This window comes from Nocardia sp. NPDC006044, from assembly GCF_042871115.1.
Taxonomy (GTDB): Bacteria; Actinomycetota; Actinomycetes; order Mycobacteriales; family Mycobacteriaceae; genus Nocardia.
In genome coordinates this window covers 590,692-610,326 of the sequence record NZ_JBIAID010000005.1, presented here as the reverse complement: position 1 = coordinate 610,326, position 19,635 = coordinate 590,692, and the positions used below count along the sequence as shown (strand labels likewise).

The 19,635-nt window shown below is 68.8% G+C and carries 18 protein-coding genes; 7 read left to right on the top strand and 11 right to left on the bottom strand.

Going from position 1 to position 19,635, the window contains the following annotated elements; genetic code table 11:
- Window positions 1-52: 52 nt before the first annotated feature.
- Window positions 53-823, bottom strand: coding sequence for an SWIM zinc finger family protein (locus ACFYO1_RS38930; RefSeq protein WP_387242973.1), 771 nt, complete (start codon window positions 821-823; stop codon window positions 53-55).
- Complete coding sequence (locus tag ACFYO1_RS38925) at window positions 820-3,822, bottom strand: DEAD/DEAH box helicase (protein ID WP_387242970.1); 3,003 nt, start codon at window positions 3,820-3,822, stop codon at window positions 820-822. Before ACFYO1_RS38925 ends, ACFYO1_RS38930 begins: the two co-directional genes overlap by 4 nt.
- A gap of 115 nt (window positions 3,823-3,937) precedes the next feature.
- On the opposite strand from ACFYO1_RS38925, the gene ACFYO1_RS38920 reads away from it, so the two are divergent.
- The gene (locus ACFYO1_RS38920; protein ID WP_378717260.1) at window positions 3,938-4,300 is read left to right on the top strand and encodes a hypothetical protein; all 363 of its coding nucleotides are present in this window, start codon (window positions 3,938-3,940) and stop codon (window positions 4,298-4,300) included.
- A gap of 80 nt (window positions 4,301-4,380) precedes the next feature.
- On the top strand, window positions 4,381-5,079 hold the full coding sequence (locus ACFYO1_RS38915) for an HNH endonuclease family protein (protein ID WP_387242966.1): 699 nt from the start codon (window positions 4,381-4,383) through the stop codon (window positions 5,077-5,079).
- Window positions 5,080-5,123: 44 nt separating this feature from the next.
- On the opposite strand, the gene ACFYO1_RS38910 is transcribed toward ACFYO1_RS38915, so the two are convergent.
- Window positions 5,124-5,732, bottom strand: a complete 609-nt coding sequence (locus tag ACFYO1_RS38910) for a TetR/AcrR family transcriptional regulator (RefSeq protein WP_387242963.1) — start codon at window positions 5,730-5,732, stop codon at window positions 5,124-5,126.
- A 69-nt stretch (window positions 5,733-5,801) separates the two neighbouring features.
- Here ACFYO1_RS38910 and ACFYO1_RS38905 point away from each other — a divergent pair, with 69 nt between their 5' ends.
- Window positions 5,802-6,548 (top strand): MBL fold metallo-hydrolase, encoded by a 747-nt coding sequence (locus ACFYO1_RS38905; RefSeq protein WP_387242960.1) that lies wholly within the window; start codon window positions 5,802-5,804, stop codon window positions 6,546-6,548.
- Between the two features lie 58 nt (window positions 6,549-6,606).
- Here the strand turns inward: ACFYO1_RS38905 and ACFYO1_RS38900 are convergent, their stop codons facing one another.
- A complete protein-coding gene (locus ACFYO1_RS38900; protein ID WP_387242958.1) occupies window positions 6,607-7,425 on the bottom strand; it encodes a sulfurtransferase in 819 nt (272 codons plus the stop codon).
- Window positions 7,426-7,660: 235 nt separating this feature from the next.
- On the opposite strand from ACFYO1_RS38900, the gene ACFYO1_RS38895 reads away from it, so the two are divergent.
- Complete coding sequence (locus ACFYO1_RS38895) at window positions 7,661-8,881, top strand: benzoate/H(+) symporter BenE family transporter (RefSeq protein WP_387242955.1); 1,221 nt, start codon at window positions 7,661-7,663, stop codon at window positions 8,879-8,881.
- Window positions 8,882-9,211: 330 nt separating this feature from the next.
- Here ACFYO1_RS38895 and ACFYO1_RS38890 read toward each other — a convergent pair whose 3' ends face one another.
- The 4 genes from ACFYO1_RS38890 to pdhA all read right to left on the bottom strand — a co-directional run bounded on the left by ACFYO1_RS38890 (window position 9,212) and on the right by pdhA (window position 14,459).
- Window positions 9,212-10,624: a uracil-xanthine permease family protein gene (locus tag ACFYO1_RS38890; protein WP_387242952.1), complete on the bottom strand. Its 1,413-nt coding sequence runs from the start codon at window positions 10,622-10,624 to the stop codon at window positions 9,212-9,214.
- 76 nt (window positions 10,625-10,700) lie between these two features.
- Window positions 10,701-12,335: a dihydrolipoamide acetyltransferase family protein gene (locus ACFYO1_RS38885; protein ID WP_387242949.1), complete on the bottom strand. Its 1,635-nt coding sequence runs from the start codon at window positions 12,333-12,335 to the stop codon at window positions 10,701-10,703.
- Between the two features lie 31 nt (window positions 12,336-12,366).
- A complete protein-coding gene (locus ACFYO1_RS38880) occupies window positions 12,367-13,350 on the bottom strand; it encodes an alpha-ketoacid dehydrogenase subunit beta (protein WP_150407985.1) in 984 nt (327 codons plus the stop codon).
- A complete protein-coding gene (pdhA, locus tag ACFYO1_RS38875) occupies window positions 13,347-14,459 on the bottom strand; it encodes a pyruvate dehydrogenase (acetyl-transferring) E1 component subunit alpha (RefSeq protein ID WP_387242944.1) in 1,113 nt (370 codons plus the stop codon). Before pdhA ends, ACFYO1_RS38880 begins: the two co-directional genes overlap by 4 nt.
- Before the next feature lie 135 nt (window positions 14,460-14,594).
- Here pdhA and ACFYO1_RS38870 point away from each other — a divergent pair, with 135 nt between their 5' ends.
- Together ACFYO1_RS38870 and ACFYO1_RS38865 are read left to right on the top strand one after the other, a co-directional pair.
- Window positions 14,595-15,086 (top strand): Lrp/AsnC family transcriptional regulator, encoded by a 492-nt coding sequence (locus ACFYO1_RS38870; protein ID WP_150407983.1) that lies wholly within the window; start codon window positions 14,595-14,597, stop codon window positions 15,084-15,086.
- Between the two features lie 15 nt (window positions 15,087-15,101).
- Window positions 15,102-15,908, top strand: a complete 807-nt coding sequence (locus ACFYO1_RS38865) for an SDR family oxidoreductase (protein ID WP_387242941.1) — start codon at window positions 15,102-15,104, stop codon at window positions 15,906-15,908.
- Window positions 15,909-15,918: 10 nt separating this feature from the next.
- Here ACFYO1_RS38865 and ACFYO1_RS38860 read toward each other — a convergent pair whose 3' ends face one another.
- The 3 genes from ACFYO1_RS38860 to ACFYO1_RS38850 all read right to left on the bottom strand — a co-directional run bounded on the left by ACFYO1_RS38860 (window position 15,919) and on the right by ACFYO1_RS38850 (window position 18,604).
- Window positions 15,919-16,986 carry an alpha/beta hydrolase family protein gene (locus ACFYO1_RS38860; RefSeq protein WP_387242938.1) on the bottom strand — a complete coding sequence of 356 codons (1,068 nt, stop codon included), beginning with the start codon at window positions 16,984-16,986 and terminating at the stop codon, window positions 15,919-15,921.
- A gap of 245 nt (window positions 16,987-17,231) precedes the next feature.
- Window positions 17,232-17,624: an acyl-CoA thioesterase gene (locus ACFYO1_RS38855; RefSeq protein ID WP_387243200.1), complete on the bottom strand. Its 393-nt coding sequence runs from the start codon at window positions 17,622-17,624 to the stop codon at window positions 17,232-17,234.
- Window positions 17,625-17,650: 26 nt separating this feature from the next.
- Complete coding sequence (locus ACFYO1_RS38850) at window positions 17,651-18,604, bottom strand: AraC family transcriptional regulator (protein WP_387242935.1); 954 nt, start codon at window positions 18,602-18,604, stop codon at window positions 17,651-17,653.
- Between the two features lie 81 nt (window positions 18,605-18,685).
- On the opposite strand from ACFYO1_RS38850, the gene ACFYO1_RS38845 reads away from it, so the two are divergent.
- Window positions 18,686-19,528: an NAD(P)H-binding protein gene (locus tag ACFYO1_RS38845; protein ID WP_387242932.1), complete on the top strand. Its 843-nt coding sequence runs from the start codon at window positions 18,686-18,688 to the stop codon at window positions 19,526-19,528.
- Window positions 19,529-19,635: the final 107 nt, after the last annotated feature.

Genomic DNA, 19,635 nt, shown 5'->3' with positions numbered 1-19,635 from the left:
AAGAGTCCGGAGACAACCGCAAGCCCCGACGCCGGATGCTCACCACACTCGTTCAGGTCTCGAACATCCGATACAGCGCGGTCAGTTCGCGCAGTCCCGCCGCGGCCACCGGTTCCTCAGCCGAGGTCATCCGCAGCGCCTTGCGCAGCAGCATCGAGTCCAGGTCGTCGGGGGCGGGCCGGAATTCGAGCTTCGGCAGCTCCGGCAACCGGGCCGAATCACCGTACGGATCATCGGCATCGGTGCTCGCCTGCAGGTCGCGTTCGATGCCGCCGATGAGGGTATCCAGGTCGAGGCCGCGCAGCGCGAGGATCTCGCGCGGACGCTCGTCCAGGCGTTCGGCGAGCAGGTAGCAGACCGCGGCCACGTGTTTGCACGGCCATCCCTGGTCCGGGCAGGTGCAGGTGAAATCCAGGTCTGCGGCGGTGGTCGGCAGCAGCAGCGGGCCCAGTGCGGTCGGCAGCGCGCCGGACGCGATCTCGGCGAGCATGCCCGGTGCGTCGCGGATGGTCTCGATGAGCAACTCGACCTCCTCCTCGCGCAGCGGGCGGACGGTGAACACCGCGGTGAACGGGCGCGGCTGGCTGCCCTGCACTTCCGCGGTCACCGAGCCCGGCTCGATCCGGTAGCTCACCACCTGACCCGCCCGCGCGTAAGTGCGGCCCCGCGACATCCGCCCGGCGTCGGCCATCTGCTCGACCGCGTCGATGAGCGCCTTGCCCCACCAGGTGCGCCCGAAACCGCCACGACGGCTGCGCGCCTCGACCCCGCCGCGCACCGGGCGGCGCTTACCGTACTCGTTGTAATCGATGTAGGGACTCATTCGCCGACCGCCTCCGCGCCGAGGGTGAACAGCTCACGCAGGTCGTCGGTGCTCAGCTCGGTGATCCAGTTCTCCCCCGCGCCGACGGCCAGATCGGCGAGTTGTCTTTTGCCGTTGATCATTTCGTCGATCCGCTCCTCGATGGTGTCGACGCAGACCAGCTTGCGCACCTGCACGTTGCGCTGCTGACCGATCCGGTACGCGCGGTCGGTGGCCTGGTTCTCCACCGCTGGGTTCCACCAACGGTCCAGGTGCACAACATGATTGGCCGCGGTGAGGTTGAGTCCGGTGCCACCGGCCTTGAGCGACAACAACATCAGCGACGGGCCGTCCAGCTCCTGGAACCGGGTGACCATGGTGTCGCGGCGCGCCTTGGGCACCCCGCCGTGCAGGAACGGGATCTCCGTGCCGAAGCGCTCGACCAGGTAGGGCGCGATCAGCTCGCCGAACTCGCGGAACTGGGTGAACAGCAATGCCTTCTCGCCGTCCGCGAGCACCGCGTCGAGCACGTCCTCCACCAGGGCGAGCTTGCCGGACCGATGACTGCCGCGGTGCAGCACCCCGGAGCCGTCGCCGAGGAAGTGCGCCGGATGGTTGCACACCTGCTTGAGCCTGGTCAGCGCGCTGAGCACGGCGCCCTTGCGGGCCATGCCCTTCGCGTCCTTGATCTTGGCCAGCATGTCGTCGACCACCGCCTGATACAGCGCGGCCTGCTCGACGGTCAGGTTGGCCCGCACCGTCATCTCCAGCTTCTCCGGCAGATCGGTGATCACCGCGGGATCGGTCTTCACCCGGCGCAGCACGAACGGCTGGGTGATCATCCGCAGCCGGCTGATCGCGTTCTCGTCCCGCTCGCGCTCGATGGGCACGGCGAAGCGGGCGCGGAAGTTCTGCGGGCTACCGAGCACCTTCGGCACCGCGAAATCCATGATCGAGCGCAGCTCTTCCAGGCGGTTCTCCACCGGAGTTCCGGTGAGCGCCAACCGGTGTCGCGCGGGCAGACTGCGGGCGGCGCGGGACTGCCTGGTGCCCGCGTTCTTGATGTGCTGCGCCTCGTCCAGCACGATCCGGTCCCACGACTGCCGCTTCAGCTCGTCGAGGTCGCGCGCGAGCAGGGAGTACGTGGTGATCACCAGGTCGGCTTCGGCCACCGCGGCGTCCAGTTCGCCGCCGGAGCGCCTGCCGACCCCGTGGTGCACCCACACCCGCAGGTCCGGCGCGAAACGCTCGGTCTCGCGCTGCCAGTTGCCGACCACCGACATCGGGCACACCAGCAGGGTGGGGCCCGGCATCCCGTCCGGCCGAACGACTTCCGGAGCGTCGGTCTGGACGACGCTCTCGTCCGCGCCCCCGGCCGTCTTGCGCCGCCGCGCCTCGTCGAGCGAGATCACCACCGCGCCTTCGGCACTCGCGCCGACCGGCTTACGAGCACGACCCTTCGCCTTACCCTTGCTCGACTGCCTCGCACCGGCCGCTTCCCGCTCGTGCACCAGCAGTGCGAGCACCTGAACGGTCTTCCCGAGCCCCATATCGTCGGCCAGGATCGCGCCGAAACCCATGCGGCTCATGGTCGCCAGCCAGGTGAGGCCGCGTTCCTGATAGGGGCGCAGCTGGGCCTTCAACCCGACGGGCGCGGCGATCGGCTCGAGTTCCCTGGTGCGATCCAGGATGTCGGCGGCCCAGCCGGTGGCGGTGACCTCGGTGACCGGCACCTGTTCGACGCGACCGCCGGCGAGTTCACCGATCAGGTCGGCGAAGGTGATCTCCGAGGTGTCGGTGTGCGCCGCGACATAGCGAGCCGCCGCGGCGAGCACCTTATGGTCGGCCTGCACCCAGTCGCCGCGCAGCCGGACCAGATCGGACTTGCTACTGACCAGCCGTTCCATCTCGGCCTTGGTGAGGATGGTGTCGCCGAGCGCGAGTTCCCAGCGGTAGGCGACGAGTCCCGGCATGCCGACGGTGCTTTCGGCGGCGGGCACCGCGCTCTCCACCCGCAGTCGCATGGTCGGCGCGCTGACATTCCAGGCGCGGGGCAGCAGCAGCCGCACCCCGGAGGCTTGCAGCGCGTGCGCGCCGTGCTCGACCAGGTCGACCACGACCTCGGTCGGCAGCAGCAGGTCCATCGAGCGCGGGTCGCTCGGCAGGTCGCGCAGTCGCGGATACGCCCGCTGCGCCTCGCCGAGCTTCTCCACCGCGATCCGTAGCAGATTCGGATCGGCATGCAGCAGAACCGGATTCGGCGCTTCGCCGTCGACCCGCAGGCACACCTCCAGCCGCCACAGCGCCACCGACTCGTCCGCGGTGCCGAGCTCGCCGTCCGGTTCCAGCAGGCGCAACACCAGTTCCGGCTCGTCCCCGGTCAGGGTGGCGCGCCACTGCTCCAGCGTTTCGGCCACCCGGTAGCTGCCCGCGTCCAGGGGGATATCCCGGACGAGCGCGTCCACCAGCGGGTGATCCGCGTCCAGCGGGTCGAGCAGGGTCCGCGCGATGGGGTCGGTGAGTTCGGTGACCAGGTCGTCGAGCAGCGTGTTCGGCCGCCCGGCCACCCGCAGCGCGGCGGGCATGGCCACGGCCAGCTCGGCCAGCCAGGCGCGCTGCCGCTCGCCGCCGACCAGCCGCCAGCGCACCCACCACTGACCGTCTTCCCTGCGCAACTCCGGCACGATCCGGCCGGCCCGCACCCAGCGCTCCACACCGTGCGCGACGTGCGCGAGAAAGCGCAGGTCACCCGCCACCGACTCGGCCGGAAGTCGCTGTCGCAAGGCCGTCGCCGCAGCGGCGGGAGCCAGCGCGTGCGCACGCACCTGCTCGGTGCCGGTGCCGTCCGGACCGGTGACCAGCACGTCGGCCCGGTGCCGGAATTTGGACGCGCTCAACACGCCGCCCAACGGGTCGGGCACCGGGGCAGCGGCCGGTGGGATGGGTTGATCCGGCGCGGTGCGGGGCGCATCGTGCCAGAGCAGCAACCCGGATCCCGGCGACCACAGACCGTGCAGCATCAGCCCATCCAAGCAGGTGGGTCCGACACCGATCCAGGCGCGGCGATCGCACCTCTCTGGATTTCTGGGCGCGAGCGGAACATACTTGGATATCCGCTGGTCAACGGAGGCAATCATGACGATTCTGCTCCAGGTTCTCGAGCAGAGCTTCACGCCGACGACGCCATGGGAACGGCGCAAATTCACCTTCATCAACGCCGAGAAGATCGTCGGTATGCGGCTCGACGGTCAGTCCGGTGTGTGGCTGGACCTGTCCCGCCCCGGTGAATCGCAGCGCCTGGCCAGAACCCCCGACTCGCACGACGCCATCGCCTTCCTGCTCGCCACCTTCGCCAAGCTCGCCGAGTGCGAAGAGCGCGGCGGTTCCTGGCTGATCGGGCACGACGGCGCCAATTCCGAGTCGATCTCGGCCACCCGGTTCCCGCCGCGGGCAAGCGAGGTCGCCGACGACGACCTGCTCGCTCGCGCCTGGTTGTGAGGGTTGTGTCGCTCCAGTTCTGACAACCGCTCGTGCTTCAGGTATTACGAATGTCGGTCCCTGCCTGTACATCTGGCGCCATGGACATTCGGCGCTGGTTCGTCGGCGCGCTCGTGGCGCTGTGCGCTGCCGGGTGCGCTCAGCTCGGCGCCGGCCCGGTCGCACCCGCGCCGGGGAGTCCGGCCAGAGCCGAGTTGGAGCAGCTGCTGGCCGGCGTGCGGGTGATGCCGGATCGGCCGCATCCCGGTGGTTACGAGCGCGGGTGCAAGGCTGGGCAAGCATGCGTGTTCGGGCCGGCCTGGACCGATGACAATGACGGACCCGGTGGCCACGATGGCTGCGATACCCGCAACAACGTGCTGGCCAAGCAGCTCACCGGGGTGAGTTTCCGGCCGGGGACGCGCGATTGCGTGGTCGTCGGGGGCACGTTGAACGACCCGTACACCGGCAAGCAGATCCCGTTCAAGAAGGCCGACGCCAACGACATACAGATCGACCACGTCTTTCCCCTAGCCGCCGCCTGGGATCTGGGCGCGGCGGGCTGGCCGCCCGAGCGGCGCATCCGGTTCGCCAACGACGTCGACTTCAACCTGCTCGCCACCGATGGTCGCACCAATGAGGCCAAGGGTGACAAGACCCCGGCCGAGTGGTTGCCACCGGCCCGTGCGAACCACTGCTTCTACGCGGGCAAGTACCTGACCGTGGCCGTGCACTACGAATTGGCGCTGACCGAGGCGGACCGCAGGGCGCTGCAAGGTGTGGCACGTACCTGCCCCTGAGCAGCAGCCGACATACGGTCGAAATCGTTGCCCGCCAGAAGAATTCAATTCCGAGGTCGCGCTGTCACCGCAGCGCACAGATGTGCGGTGATCAACGTTTCGAGCAGGACGTCGAGGTCCGGCCACGGAAAGCTCGGCCGGTCCTGACGCAGCGTGATCAGGCCGTGCATCGCGGCCCAGAGGCAGGTGGCGGTCGCGGTCGGATCCGCGCTGCCGCAGGCCTCGACGGCGTCCACGAGCCCACGGAAGACCGGCAGGCCCGGCAGCTGGGCGTCGGTCGGCTCCCAACCGGGTGTGCCCGCCGTGCCGAACAGAACTCGATAGTGGCCCGGATTCCGCAGGCCGTATTCGCAGTAGGCCCGGCATATTCGAGCGAGGCGAGCAGGCCCGTCCGCCTCGTCCGCGACCGCGAGCGCGGTCCGCAACTCGGCGAATCGGACCTCGTAGACCGCGGTGAGCAGGTCGCGCCGATCGGCGAAATGCAGGTAGACACTCTGCGGCGCGATACCCACCGCACGCGCCACGGCGCGCAACGACAGTGCGTCCTGTCCGTCCAGGTTCTCCAGCAATTCGCTTGCCGCGGTCACGATCTCATCGCGCAGGCGGGCGCCGTCGCCGCGCCGGTTGCGATTCCTGGGAGCTTTCGCCGTCACCTTGACAGGATAACAAGACGGGTGTCCACTTACCACTATCAGTAGACACCCGTCTGGTTAGGAAATCCCATGTCCGTCAGCGTGACTCGCATCGTCCACGCTAGCGTCCTGCTCGATTTCGGTGGCGCCAAGATCCTCACCGATCCGTGGTTTTCCGAGCGCCCCTTCTACCATCAGGGCGAACCGCGGAGCATCGCCGGAGCGGCCGAGTTGCCCGAGCTGGCCGGCATCGCGATCAGCCATGCCCACTACGACCATTGCGACCTGAACGCGCTGCGTGCCTACCCGGACAAGAACGTCCCGTTCGCGGTCGTGCGCGGACTCGCGAAAGCGGTGCACGCGGCCGGATTTCGCAATGTCACCGAGCTGGACCCATGGCAGCGAACCCAGCTCGGCCCGGTCGAGGTGACCGCTACTCCAGCCAGTCACGGCGTCCCCGAGATCACTTTCGTGCTGCGCGCCGACGAGCACAGCGTCTTCTTCGGCGCCGACACCCTGCGCATCGCCGAACTGGACGAGATCACTCAGCGCTTCCCCGCCTTGGACTTGGCGCTGCTCCCGATCAACGGGCTGCGCATCCGTCCCGCCTTCAACCGCAAGGTGGTGATGGACGCCGTCGATGCCGCCGATCTCACCCGCGCCCTGCGCCCCCGCCTCGCGGTCCCCATCCACTACGCCTTCAGCAGCGGCTTGCTCGGCGACCGCGTGATGACCAAAGCGACCCGCGACCCCGCGCTCTACCGCGAAGCCTCCGCCGACCTGGCTCCCGATACCACCGTGCAGATCCTCCCGCCCGGCCGGTCATTGCAGTTCTGAGTCACAGCAGGAGGCGACCCGGGAACCACCGCGTCCGATACCGAGCGGTGTCCGGCGCTCAGCTTCCGGTCGCGACCGGTCGCTTCGGGTCGTTCGACCACTGCGACCACGATCCCGGGTACAGCGCCGCATCGATACCGATCACGGCGAGCGCCGCGACCTGGTGCGCCGCGGTGACGCCGGAGCCGCAGTAGACCGCGACCGGTTCCGCGGTGAATCCGGCGAACCGGTCCCGCAATTCGGCCGGGGCGCGGAACCGGCCGTCGGCGTCGAGGTTTTCGGCGGTCGGGGCGCTGATCGCGCCGGGGATGTGCCCGGCGCGCGGATCGATCGGCTCGATCTCGCCGCGGTAGCGCTCGCCCGCGCGGGCATCGAGCAGCACGCCGCGCCAGCGGGCGGCCGCGTCGGCATCGATGACCTTCAGGTGGCCCGGGCTCAATTCGACGTCGCCGGGTTCCGGATCGGGCTCGGCGCCGGTGGCGAGCGCGTCACCGGCGTTCGTCCAGCCGGGCAGCCCGCCGTCGAGGATGCGCACGTCGGCGATGCCCGCCCAGCGCAGCAGCCACCAGGCGCGGGCCGCGGCCATGCCGCCGGTCGCGTCGTAGACGACGACCGGATCGCCGTTGCGGATGCCCCAGCTGCGCGCGCATTTCTGCAACTGCGCGATGTCCGGCAGCGGATGCCTGCCACGGGCCGGCGAGGGCGGGGCGGCCAGCTCGGTCTCCATGTCGACGAACACCGCGCCGGGAATGTGGCCGTCCAGATAGTGTTGCGGGCCGTCCGGGTCACCCAGCGCCCATCGGACGTCCAGCAGGCGAACCCGCTTGTCCGACAACGCCTCCCGAAGCTCCACCGGCGAGATCAGTACCGCGCTCAACCCAGGCTCCTAGTCCAGTAATCGCACCTTCGCGCACCGAATACCCCTCAGACTACGCAGCTGAACTGGGCAATGTGGCTGCACCCCAGCGCTACTCGCCGGTAAGAACGGTCCGGACCGCCGATCGTCGGGTGGCGGGCGGCGGCGAACGCCCTGGTCGCGCCTTCGGCAATTCGGTCCAGTTTCGGCCGACTGGCCCGTGACGACCAGTCCAGTTGCGGGCAGGATCGCCACAATGTCGAACGTTTCCCCGGCCACCGAGGCACCCGCCGAGCCGCAATCCCCCGTTGCCCCCGAGGCTGGGCCCGCGCAGGCGGTCGGTGCCGGCGTCGTCACCGCACTCGTGGGCTTCACCAGTTCGTTCGCGGTGGTGCTGAGCGGACTGAACGCGGTCGGCGCGAACGCGGCCCAGGCCGCATCCGGGTTGCTCGCGCTGTGCGTGACGCAGGCGATCGGCATGCTGCTGCTCAGCTACCGGTATCGGATGCCGATCACGCTGGCCTGGTCCACGCCCGGTGCCGCGCTGCTGGCCAGCACCGGCGCGGTGGCGGGCGGCTGGGCCGCCGCGGTCGGCGCGTTCGCGATCGCCGGGGTGTTGATCGTGATCACCGGGGTATGGCAGCGGCTCGGCCGGCTGGTGGCCGCGATTCCAGTGGAGATCGCGCAGGCGATGCTGGCCGGGGTGCTGTTGCCGCTGTGCCTGGCGCCGGTGAAGGCGGTGCCGTCCAGCCCGGCGGTGGTGATTCCGGTGATCCTGGTGTGGCTCGTCCTGCAGCGAGTGGCCAAGCGCTGGGCGGTGATCGCGGCGTTCGGCACGGCGGCCATCGGTTCCGGCATCAGTATTGCCGTGCAGCACCGGCATCTCGATTTCGCCGCGATGGTGCCGTCGGTGGAACTCACTCTGCCGCACTGGAATTGGCAGGCGATGATCGGTGTCGCGATACCGCTCTACATCGTCACCATGGCGTCGCAGAACATCCCCGGCACCGCGGTCATGAAATCCTTCGACTACCAGGTCCCCTGGCGGGCCGCGATGACCGTCACCGGCATCGGCACCATCATCGGCGCACCCGCGGGCGGGCACGCGATCAACCTGGCCGCGATCAGCGCCGCCCTCTCGGCCGCGCCGTCGGCGCACCCGGACCCGAAGAAGCGCTGGATCGCCACGTTCACCTCCGGTGTCATCTACCTCATCGTCGCCCTCGGTTCGGCGGCCCTGGTCACCTTCATCGCCGTCGCACCCAGGGGCGTCCTGGAAACCGTCGCGGGGCTCGCCCTCCTCGCCACGCTGGCCGCCGCGCTGACCGGCGCCCTCAGCTCCGACAAGCACCGCGAGGCAGGCATCATCACCTTCCTGATCGCCGCCTCCGGCGTAGGTTTCCTCGGCATCGGCGCCGCCTTCTGGGCGCTCATCGCGGGCTTGGTGGTACGCAAGGTGCTGACCCTGCGCGACTGATGCGGTCCGAGAAAGTGGTTCTGACACAAAGCGACTGACAACACGCCGGGCGAAATTGCAGTCGTCCGCGCGTGGCACGTGGTGTCAGCAATCGTTGAGAACGACCCGCTGCGGTGCACCGCTCGCCAGCGCCCCAACCGGTCAGAACCGGGCGGACGGCGAGCAGCGGGCGGCGGGCAGCAGGCGGCAGGCGGCGGCCAGCGGGCCAGCAGAATTGCGGGCCAGCGGAATTGCGGTGCTGGTCGGGTGGGTGCGGGGCTGCGGTGACGGTTGGCCAGCATCTGAGGTTTCGGTGCCGATCAGGTAGGTGCCGCAGTGGCGCGGTGCCGATCAAGCAGGCGTTGGAGTTGCGGGCACCGGAGTGACCTTGTCGCGGTGGATGTTTGGTTCGGCGCCCGTGGGCTGCTCGACTTTTGCCGGGGTCGAACCGCTTCGAGCGAGAACACCCAGCCTGGTGTGGTTGAAGAGCAGGTTGAGGGTGAAAGCTGTTACCGCGCCCAGGGTTATGCCGCTGGTGAGCAGGATCTGGGCGGACGACGGGAAGTGGACGAACATGTCCTTCGCCATGACCGGCAGTAGGCCCACGCCGAGCGCGGTGGCGACGATGGTGACGTTGACCCGGTCGGCGAGCTCGGCTTTGCGCAGGGTGTCGACACCGACGACGGCGATCGTGGCGAACAGCACCAGCCCGACGCCGCCCACCACCGGCTGCGGCACCGCCGCGACGACCGCGCCGAAGCGGGGCAGCAGCCCGAGCAGGACCAGGATCGCGCCGCTGGTGGCGGTGACGTAGCGGCTGAACACGCGCGTGGCGGCCACGGCGCCGACGTTCTGGTTGAAGATCGTGTCGACGAACGCGGTGAACACCCCGCCGAGCACGCCGGAGAGTCCGTCGCCCACCAGGCCGCGCGCCAAATCGCCCTTACTGATCGGCTTTCCGGTGATCTCGCTGATCGCCAGCATGCTCGCCGTCGACTCGGCGAACACCACCGCCATCACCACGCTCATCGCGACCACACCGGTGATCGGGAACTCCGGCGCACCGAAATGGAACGGCTTCGGCAGGCCGACCCAGTCGGCCCCGCCGACGCCGCCGGTGTCGATCAAGCCCATCGGGGCGGCGATCACGATGCCGACCACCAGCCCGATCAGCACGCCGAGCTGGGCGACCATCCCGCGACCGAGACACATGAACCCGACCGCGATCACGAAGACCACCGCCGCGAGGCCGATGTGCGACGGTGCGGCGAAATCGGGCGCCGCGGGGTTCTTACCGATGATCAGCCCACCCGCCACCCCGATCAGCGAAACACCGACCACGGTGAGCACCGTCCCGGTGACCAGCGGCGGAAAGAACCGGACCAGCCGCGCGAACGGATACGCCAGCGCCACGCCGACGACCCCGCCGATCATCATCGACCCATAGACCGCCGGCAGCCCGTACTGCTTGGCGATCAGGATCATCGGATCGAGCCCGATGAACGTGGCCCCGCAGATGATCGGCAACCGCGCACCCGCGAGCTTCGCCACACCCAAGCTCTGCACCAGCGTGATCACCCCCGCGATCAGCAGATCCGCACTGATCAGCAACCCGATGGTGGCCCGATCGAGCCCCGCGGCCGCCCCGAACACCAGCGGCACCGTGATGCACCCGGTGTACATGATCAGCACGTGCTGAATACCGAAGGTGAGCTGCCGCCCCCACGGCAACCTGGTATCGACGAGATGCGCTGCCTCTGCCATACCTAAAGAACTAGTCGGTCTTCTTTACATCGAGCGCCCCCAATGTTTCCCCCGCGTGACATCACACCTATATCCGCTATATGCGGCTGAGTAGGGTGAGCGGGTCCTCGAGCAGGCTTGCGGTGGTGGCGAGGAAGCGGGAGGCCAGTTCGCCGTCGATCATGCGGTGGTCGAAGCTGAGGCCGAGGGTGGTTACCCAGCGGATGGCGAGTTCGTCGCGGAATACCCAGGGGCGCTTGCGAATCGCGCCGAGGCACAGGATCGCGGCCTCGCCGGGGTTCACCAGGGGTACGCCGGAGTCGACGCCGAAAACGCCGACGTTGGTGATGGTGAAGGTGCCGCCGCGCAGGTCGGCGGGGGCGGCGGCGCCCGATCGGGCGGTTTCGGCCAGCCCGCCGAGTTCGCGGGTCAGGTCGCGCAGGCTCAATGACTGCGCCTCCTTGATGTTCGGCACCAGGAGGCCGCGGTCGGTGGCCACGGCGAAGCCGAGGTTGACGTAGTGCTTGGTGACGATCTCCTGATTCGCCTCGTCCCAGTAGGTGTTGATCTCCGGGAACTCGGCCAGCGCGGCCAGCGCCGACTTCGCCACCAGGGCCAGCGGGGTAAGGGACAGTCCGGCAAAGGATTTGGTGCCGCGCAGGTGGTCGAGCAGTTCCATCGACGCGGTGCAGTCGATGGTAACGAAGGTGCTCGCCTGCGGGATGGTGCCGGCACTGGCCAGCATGGCCGCGGCGGTGCGTTTGCGGATGCCGCTGACCGGGGTGCGGACCTCGCGCGACGTTGATCGGATCGCGTCGGCGTCGGCGTCGGTCGCTGCGGTCGCGGCCGGAGCGGCGTGCGGCTGATTCGCCAGCGTGCGTGGTTGCGAGACCTCGACTGCGCCCCGCACATCCTCGACGGTGACCGCGCCGTCCGGGCCGGAGCCCGCGACGAACCACAGATCGATGCCCAACTCGCGGGCCAGTCGGCGGGCGGCGGGGGTCGCGGCCGCCCTCGTTGTGGTCAGCGGCGATCGGAGGTCGCGCGAGACGTGTTCCGCGGCTGCATATTCGAGGTCCGGCGAAGTGGTGGACGTAACGTCGGCTGAATCCTGCTGCACGGCCAGAGATTCAGAGTGCGCGGCCGATGATCCGGCTTGCGCCGCGGGCGATCCGGTTCGCGCGGCGAGAGATTCGGATTGCGCCGCAGGCGACCCAGACCCCGCAGCGGGTGACCTGCCCGGTCCCGCAACGTCGGACCGGTCGGCGACACGACCCTCGCCATCAGCCGGCTCCGCCCGTTGACCCGAATCCGCTTCCCGGACAACCGATGCCGCAAACCGCCGCCGCCGCGACACCGTCTCCCCCTCCGGCCCATACCCCACCAGAACCGCGGTCCGTCCGGCGCCCGGCGCGTCACCCGCCACATCGGAACCGTTCTTCGCGCTGCTCTGGCCGATCGGCGCCTCGTCACTCTGCACCCGGATCAACGGCGCCCCGACGAGCACCGTCTCCCCGGGCTGCGCGAGTAACTCCACCACTCGTCCGGCGAACGGCGAAGGCAGCGCCACCACCGCCTTCGCCGTCTCGACCTCGGCGATCGTCTGATTCAGCTGCACCTCGTCGCCGACGCCGACCGACCAGGACACCAGCTCGGCGTCGGCCAGTCCCTCACCCAGGTCGGGCAGCTGGAACTCCAGGACATTCCCCGGCTGACGGGCACGATCTTCCACGTGGGCACCTCTCACTACGACGGACCGGCGGTCAGGCGGCGAGCGTTCGGTCGACCGCGGCCAGGATGCGGTCGGGGTCGGGCAGGTGGAACTTTTCGAGTTTGGCCGGCGGATAAGGGATGTCGAACCCGCCGACGCGCAGCACCGGCGCCTCCAGGTGGTAGAAGCAGCGTTCGGTGATCCGCGCGGCGATTTCCGCACCGAGGCCGGCGAATACCGGCGCCTCATGGGTGACGATCAGCCTGCCGGTCTTCGCGACCGACTCCTCGATCGTGTCGAAATCGATCGGCGACAGGCTGCGCAGGTCGATCACCTCGAGCGAATGCCCTTCCTCCGTAGCGATTTTGGCGGCGGACAGCGCGGTGGCCACGGTGCCGCCGTAGGCGACGACGGTGGCATCGGTGCCGACGGTGCACACCCTGGCGCGGTCGAGCGGCAGCCCGCCGTCGCGATCGAGTGCGAGGAAGTCGACGTCGGCCTTGTCCCAGTAACGACGCTTCGGCTCGAAGAAGATCACCGGGTCGTCCAGCGCGATCGCCTGGCGGATCATCAGATACGCGTCGGCGGGATTGCTCGGCGTCATCACCCGCAGCCCGGCCGTGTGCGCGAAGTAGGCTTCCGGCGATTCCGAATGGTGCTCCACCGAGCCGATCCCGCCGCCGAACGGGATGCGAATCGTGATGGGCGCGTTGACTTTTCCTTGCGTCCGGTAGTGGATCTTGGCCACGTGCGAGACGATCTGGTCGAACGCGGGATAGACGAATCCGTCGAACTGGATCTCGCACACCGGCCGGTATCCGCGCAGTGCCATGCCGAAAGCCGTTCCGATGATGCCGGATTCGGCCAGCGGGGTGTCCACCACCCGGTTGTTGCCGAAGTCCTTCTGCAACGCGTCGGTCACCCGGAAGACGCCGCCGAGCCGGCCGATGTCCTCGCCCATGAGAATGACTTTGGGGTCGTCCTCCAGTGCGCGGCGTAGTCCGGTGTTCAGTGCGCCGGCGAAAGTGGTGATCATGAAGGGACTCCTTCCGGTCGCGCGGCCGCCTCGCTGGGATCGCCAGCCAGGTATTCCGCGTACTCCCGTCGCTCTTCGGTGATGAGCGCGTGCGGGGTGGTGTAGACGTGCTCGAACAGATCCATCGGTTCGGGGTTCGGCATCTCGATGGTCGAGGTGCGCACCTGCCGGGCGACCTCGTCGGCGTGTTCGGCGACCTGACGCTCGAAGTGGTGGTCGAACAGCGATTCGCGTTCCAGCAGCCTGCGCAGCCGGTCGATCGGGTCGCGGCGGGCCCATTCCTCGGTTTCCGCGGACGCGCGGTAGCGGGTGGGGTCGTCGGCGGTGGTGTGCGGACCCATCCGGTAGGTGAGCGCCTCGATGAACGACGGCCCGCCGCCGGAGCGGGCGCGCGCCACCGCCTGCCGGGTCACGGCGAGCACCGCGAGCGCGTCGTTGCCGTCGACCTGCACGCCGGGGATGCCGTAGCCGTAGGCCCGGCGCACGATCGGGGTCTGGCTCTGCACCCGGACCGGTTCGCTGATCGCCCAGTGATTGTTCTGGCACAGGAACACCACCGGCGCGCTCCAGCTGGCCGCGAAGCCGAGCGCCTCGGCGATGTCGCCCTGGCTGCTCGCGCCGTCACCGAAGTAGGCGATGGTCGCGATCTCGGCGCCGTCCAGGTGCGCGGCGAAGGCGTAGCCGGTCGCGTGCAGGCCCTGCGAGCCGACGATGATGTTCGGGTTGGTCATGTTGACCGCGTTCGGGTCCCAGCAGGAGTGCGCGACACCGCGCCAGAGCCGGGTGATCTCGGTGGGATGCACGCCGCGGCAGTAGGCGACGGCGGCCTCGCGGTAGCTACAGAACACGTAGTCGTCGGGGTGCAGGGCGTGCGCGGACCCGACCTGGGTGGCCTCCTGGCCGAGCAACGGAGCCCACAGGCCGAGCTGGCCCTGCCGTTGCAGCGCGGTTGCCTCGGTGTCGATCCGCCGGGTGACGACCATGTCTTCGTAGAGCGCGTGTAGCTCCTCCGGTCCGACGTCGGCGACCAGGGCGGCGTGTTCTCGATCGAGGACACGACGACCGTCGGGCTGGACCAATTGCACCGGATACTCGACCTTGTCTGGCATCGGTGGTCGCCTCCTCACCATTCAGGTGTGCTCTACCTCACAGCATCCACCATAATGCGATGTGCGCAAGTGATCGACACGCGAATGCGCAGAATGCTCAATTCTTACCCCTTTGGCAATGTCATACTGCGTTGCATGACCAGAGAAAACGTCGACGTGACCTTGGACGCCACCGACGCCAGGCTCTTGCTGGAACTGGTCGCCAATCCGCGAGCCACCGGCGTGGAGCTCGCCGCCCGGCTCGGGCTGTCCCGCAATACCGTGCAGGCGCGGCTGTCGCGCTGGGAAGCCGGCGGCGTGCTCGGCAGTTTCGAGCGCCGGGTGCAGCCGCGCGCGCTCGGCTATCCGCTGGCGGCGTTCGTCGCGGTGGTGGTCGATCAGCACCAATTGGATTCCGTGGTAGACGAACTCGCGGAAGTGCCCGAGGTCACCGAGGTGTGCGGCATGACCGGGCTCACCGATCTGACGGTGCGCGTGGTCGCCAGGGACGCCGACGACCTGTATCGAATTGCGGGGCAGATCTTGAAGATTCCCGGCGTCGAGCGGACCAACATGGCGCTGGTGATGCGCGAATTGGTCGGCCCGCGTACCGCTCCACTGCTGAATCGACTATCGCGCGGTAGCTGAAGCTAGGGTGCGGGGATGGAGATTTCGGGCAAGGTTGCGATCGTCACGGGGGCCGGTGCGGGGATCGGAGCGGCGCTCGCCCGCAAGCTGGTCGCCGATGGGGCGCGGGTGGTGCTCGCCGACCTCGATGCCGAGGCAGCGGACCGGGTTGCCGAATCCCTCGGTGCCGCAGCGGTTGCGGTGGGCGGCGACGTCGCGGACGAGCAGGTGATTCGCGGGCTGATCGAGCGCGCGGAGGCCGAATTCGGCCCGGTGGACCTGTATTTCGCGAACGCGGGCATCGGCGGTGGGGCCGGGCTCGACAGCACCGATGCGCAGTGGGCGGCGGCGCTCGAGGTCAACGTGCTCGCCCATGTCCGGGCCGCGCGGCTGCTGGTTCCCGGTTGGCTGGAACGCGGGACCGGCTACTTCGTGACCACCGCGTCGGCCGCGGGTCTGCTCACCCAGCTCGGTTCCGCGCCGTACGCGGTCTCCAAGCACGCCGCCGTCGGCTTCGCCGAGTGGCTGTCGGTCACCTACGGAGACAAGGGCATTCGCGTGAGCTGCATCTGCCCGATGGGTGTCGACACCCAGCTCCTCAACGGCGGCCTGGTCCCGGCCGAGCACGCCGCCGAAGCCGAACTCGCGGTGAAGGCGGTCAAAACCGCCGGCGCGGTCCTCTCGCCGGACGAGGTAGCCGAGGTCATCACCGCCGGCGTCGACGCCGAACACTTCCTGATCCTCCCGCACCCCGAGGTCCTGAAGATGTACCGCTACAAGGGCACCGACTACGACCGCTGGCTAGACGGCATGCGCCGCTTCCAGGCCGCCCTGCAAAGCTGATGTGCGGGGGTTAGCGGTCTTGGGTGAGTTCGGGGGCGGTGGGTGGGTGGTCTAGGGGGGTGTCGGGGTTTGCGCGGAGGAATTTGTCGAGCATGGCGGCGACGTAGGTGCGGACGAGGGTGGTGGCGCGGGCGGCGGGGATGGGGCCGATGTATTGCTTGGTGGCGGGGCGGGTCGCGTCGGGGACCAGGGCGGGCATGTCGGTGAAGTCGTAGTGGGCTGAGCCCTGGATGGTCAGCTCGCGCTTCCAGCCGGTGCCGTGCTGCCAGAACGCATCCAAGGATGGTTCGGCGTCGCCGACCTCGGCGATCTGCTGGCTGCGCAGCACCAGTACGGGACGGTCGACGCCTTCGGTAGCGGCGCGGCCGAAGTCCTCGTCGATGCCGATCTGGCCGTCGAGGTCGATCGCGGCGTCGATGCGGCGGTCTTCGTGCATCGATTCGACGGCGATGAACCCGCCCAGGGAGTGCCCGATCATGCCGATCCGGTCCAGGTCCAGGGCGCGGTCGAGACCCGCGGGCAGGTCGCGATGTTCCGCGTCCGGGTTTTCGCCACGCGACAGCGCGGTGAGCGAATTCAGGACGAGCTGGGTGTCCAGCATTCTGGCGTCGGTGAACTTGTGCCGGGTTTCCTTGTCGAAGGCGGGTATCGGCGCCGCCCGGACCAAGCGGCCGCCGGGAAACTCCACCACCGGCGGTTCATAGGTGTGGTCGATGGTCACCACCACATATCCGCGGCTGGCGAGATCCTCGGCGAGGCCGGTGCTGATCACTCGCGATACCCCTGCCCCCGGCGTGAAGAGAACTACCGGATACGCAGACCCCGCGAGAGCGGGTGCGCCACTGTAGGAATTGGTGAGCAGACCGGGCAACTCGACATCAAAACGCTTCTCCAGCGCGGGAATCAGCTCAGTGGACGCGTAGTGCGATCGCGGATACTTGTCGATCTCGGCGGCCGGGTAAAACACCGACACCATCAACTCCCGCGACCGCTCGGGCCGGAACGGATCCGGCCGTGCGACATCGACCAGGTGCAGAACCGTTGTGCCGATGGAGAATTGGCCGCCGGGCTGCGGCAACACCGGCACCCCCGGCGAAGCATCGGCAATGCCAGTACTTCCGATCGATGCGACGACAGCCACCAACACACCGAACAACCGACTGAACATCATTCCCCCACCCCGCGAAGCAGACTTTCCCGGCGATCACTCCCAGACCGACATACCGAAACTATCAGCAAAACGGTTGCGGCACCGACTCAGTCGCAGGCCCGGCGGCGCGGATCGTCGTGCTCGCGCAGCGGTAGGACTGCTGCCGCGTCGGCTCAGTCGGTGACGAGGGTGGTGGCGGCGGTGCGGATCACGGGCGGGATCTCTACGGGCTTGCGGGTTTCCGCGTCGACGTAGACGTGGACGAAGACGCCGGTGGCGGCTAGTTCGAGTTCGCCGTCGGTGTCGCGGAAGATGGCCAGGTCGTAGGTGATGCTGGAGCGGCCGAGGCGGGAGACGCGCAGGCCGACCTGGAGCTGGTCCGGGAAGCTCAGCGAGCCGACGAACTGGCACGAGGTCTGCGCGACCACGCCGAGGGCGGGCAGCTCCCGGATGTCCGTGCCGGTGGCGTGCATCAGCCACGCGTTCACCGCGGTGTCGAAATACGAGTAGTACGTCACGTTGTTCACGTGACCGTAGTGGTCGTTGTCCGCCCAGCGGGTCGGCATCGGCCAGAGGACCGGATACTGCTGCGTCACCCGGCCGACGATAGCTCAGCGGGCGTGGCGCCCTGCCGGTGGTCGCGCGGGCTGACGCCGAAGTGGCGTTTGAACGCGGTGCTCAGGGCGAACGCGCTGCCGTATCCGACCTGACGGGCGATGGCTTCGATGGTGGCGTCGGACTCGGCGAGCAGGTCGGCGGCCAGCGCGAGCCGCCATTCGGTGAGGAAGGACATCGGCGGCTCGCCGACCAGGTCGGTGAACCGGCGGGCGAGCGCGGCCCGGGACACCCCGACCGCCTCGGCCAGGCCGGCCACGGTCCAGCCGTGCGCCGGATTGTGTTGCAGCAGCCGCAGCGCCTTGCCGACCAGCGGGTCGCTGTAGGCGTGGTACCAGGCGGGCGCGTCGTTGCGGGCGAACCAGGCGCGCAGGGCGGCGATCAGCACCATGTCCAGCAGGCGGTCGAGCACGGCACCCTGGGCGGGCTCGTCCTTGATCGCCTCGTCGACCAGGATGTCGAGCAGCCGGGTGTCGAAGTCGCCGCGTTGCAGCACGATGACCGGCGGCAGCGCACGCAGCAGGCGCTGGCTGGCCGCACCGGCCGACTCGTAGGTGCCGGTGACCATCATGGTCGCGCCTTCGGCGTCGGTCCCCCACTGCCGCACGCCGAGACTCAGTGTCTCGCAGAGAACTTCACCGTCGGGCGTCTTCGTCACGTTGCCGGGATGGATGAAGATCTGCGGCTCGGTGGCCGGGTCGTCGGCGACCGTGTAATGGTCGGGCCCGCGGAAGATCGCGACATCGCCCTCGCACAGCTGGCGCGGCGAGTTCTTGCCCAGCATGACCCAGGCGCCACCGCGCACCATCGACACCACGGTGAGTGGCGCCTCGTCCTGAATGTGCAACGACCACGGCGGTTTCAGCAACGAACACATCAGGAACGCGCCTCGGGCACGTGGACCTTCGAGCAGACTGGCGAGCGCATCCACCCCACCCACAGTAGACGATTACACATGGCCATGAGCTGCTGAACTATGTCCCGTCTCGCCTCCGGCCGGTGTACTCGAATCATGACAAACAGCAACACAACCGGCCTCATCCTCGTCACCGGCGGGACCGGCAAGACCGGCAGCCGCGTCGCCGCCCGGCTCGAGCAGGCGGGGCATTCGATCCGGATCGGATCGCGCTCGGCGCAGATCCCGTTCAGCTGGGAAGACCGCGCCACCTGGCCCGCCGCGCTGGCCGGCGTGCAGGCCGCGTACGTCGCATATCAGCCCGACCTCGCGGTGCCCGGCGCACCCGAGACCCTCCGCGCGTTCGCCGCCGCGGCGAAGCAGAGCGGAGTCCGCAAGCTCGTGCTGCTGTCCGGTCGCGGCGAGTCGGAGGCGGTGGAGTGCGAGGAGATCGTGCAGGAGTCCGGCCTCGACTGGACCATCGTGCGGTGCAGCTTCTTCGCGCAGAACTTCAGCGAGGGCGCGTTCACCGACTACATCCTGGCCGGGGAGGTCGCGCTGCCCAACGGCGAGGTGCCGGAACCGTTCGTGCATGCCGACGACATCGCCGACGTCGCCGTACTCGCTCTCACCGCGGACGGGCATCAGGGTGAGATCTACGAACTGACCGGTCCGCGCGCGCTGACCTTCGCCGAGGCGGTCGCGGAGATCTCGGCGGCGACCGGGCGCGACATCGCCTTCATCCCGGTCTCCCGCACGGAATTCGTTGCGGCACTGACCGACTACCAGGTACCCGCCGACGTGGTCAGCCTGCTCGACTACCTGTTCGGCACGATCCTGGACGGCCGCAACTCGAAGACCGCCGACGGTGTGCGCCGCGCGTTGGGCCGGGAGCCAAGGGATTTCACCGAATACGCACGTCACACGGCATCGACCGGAATCTGGAACATCCAGGGCTAGTGCGGCGTTGGACCGAGTACAGGCTGTGCAGACGACCCGTGGAGCCGGTTCGCAACGGTGCGATCCGGCTTCCGGACGGCGGGCCGAGGATGTCCCGCCCCGGATGC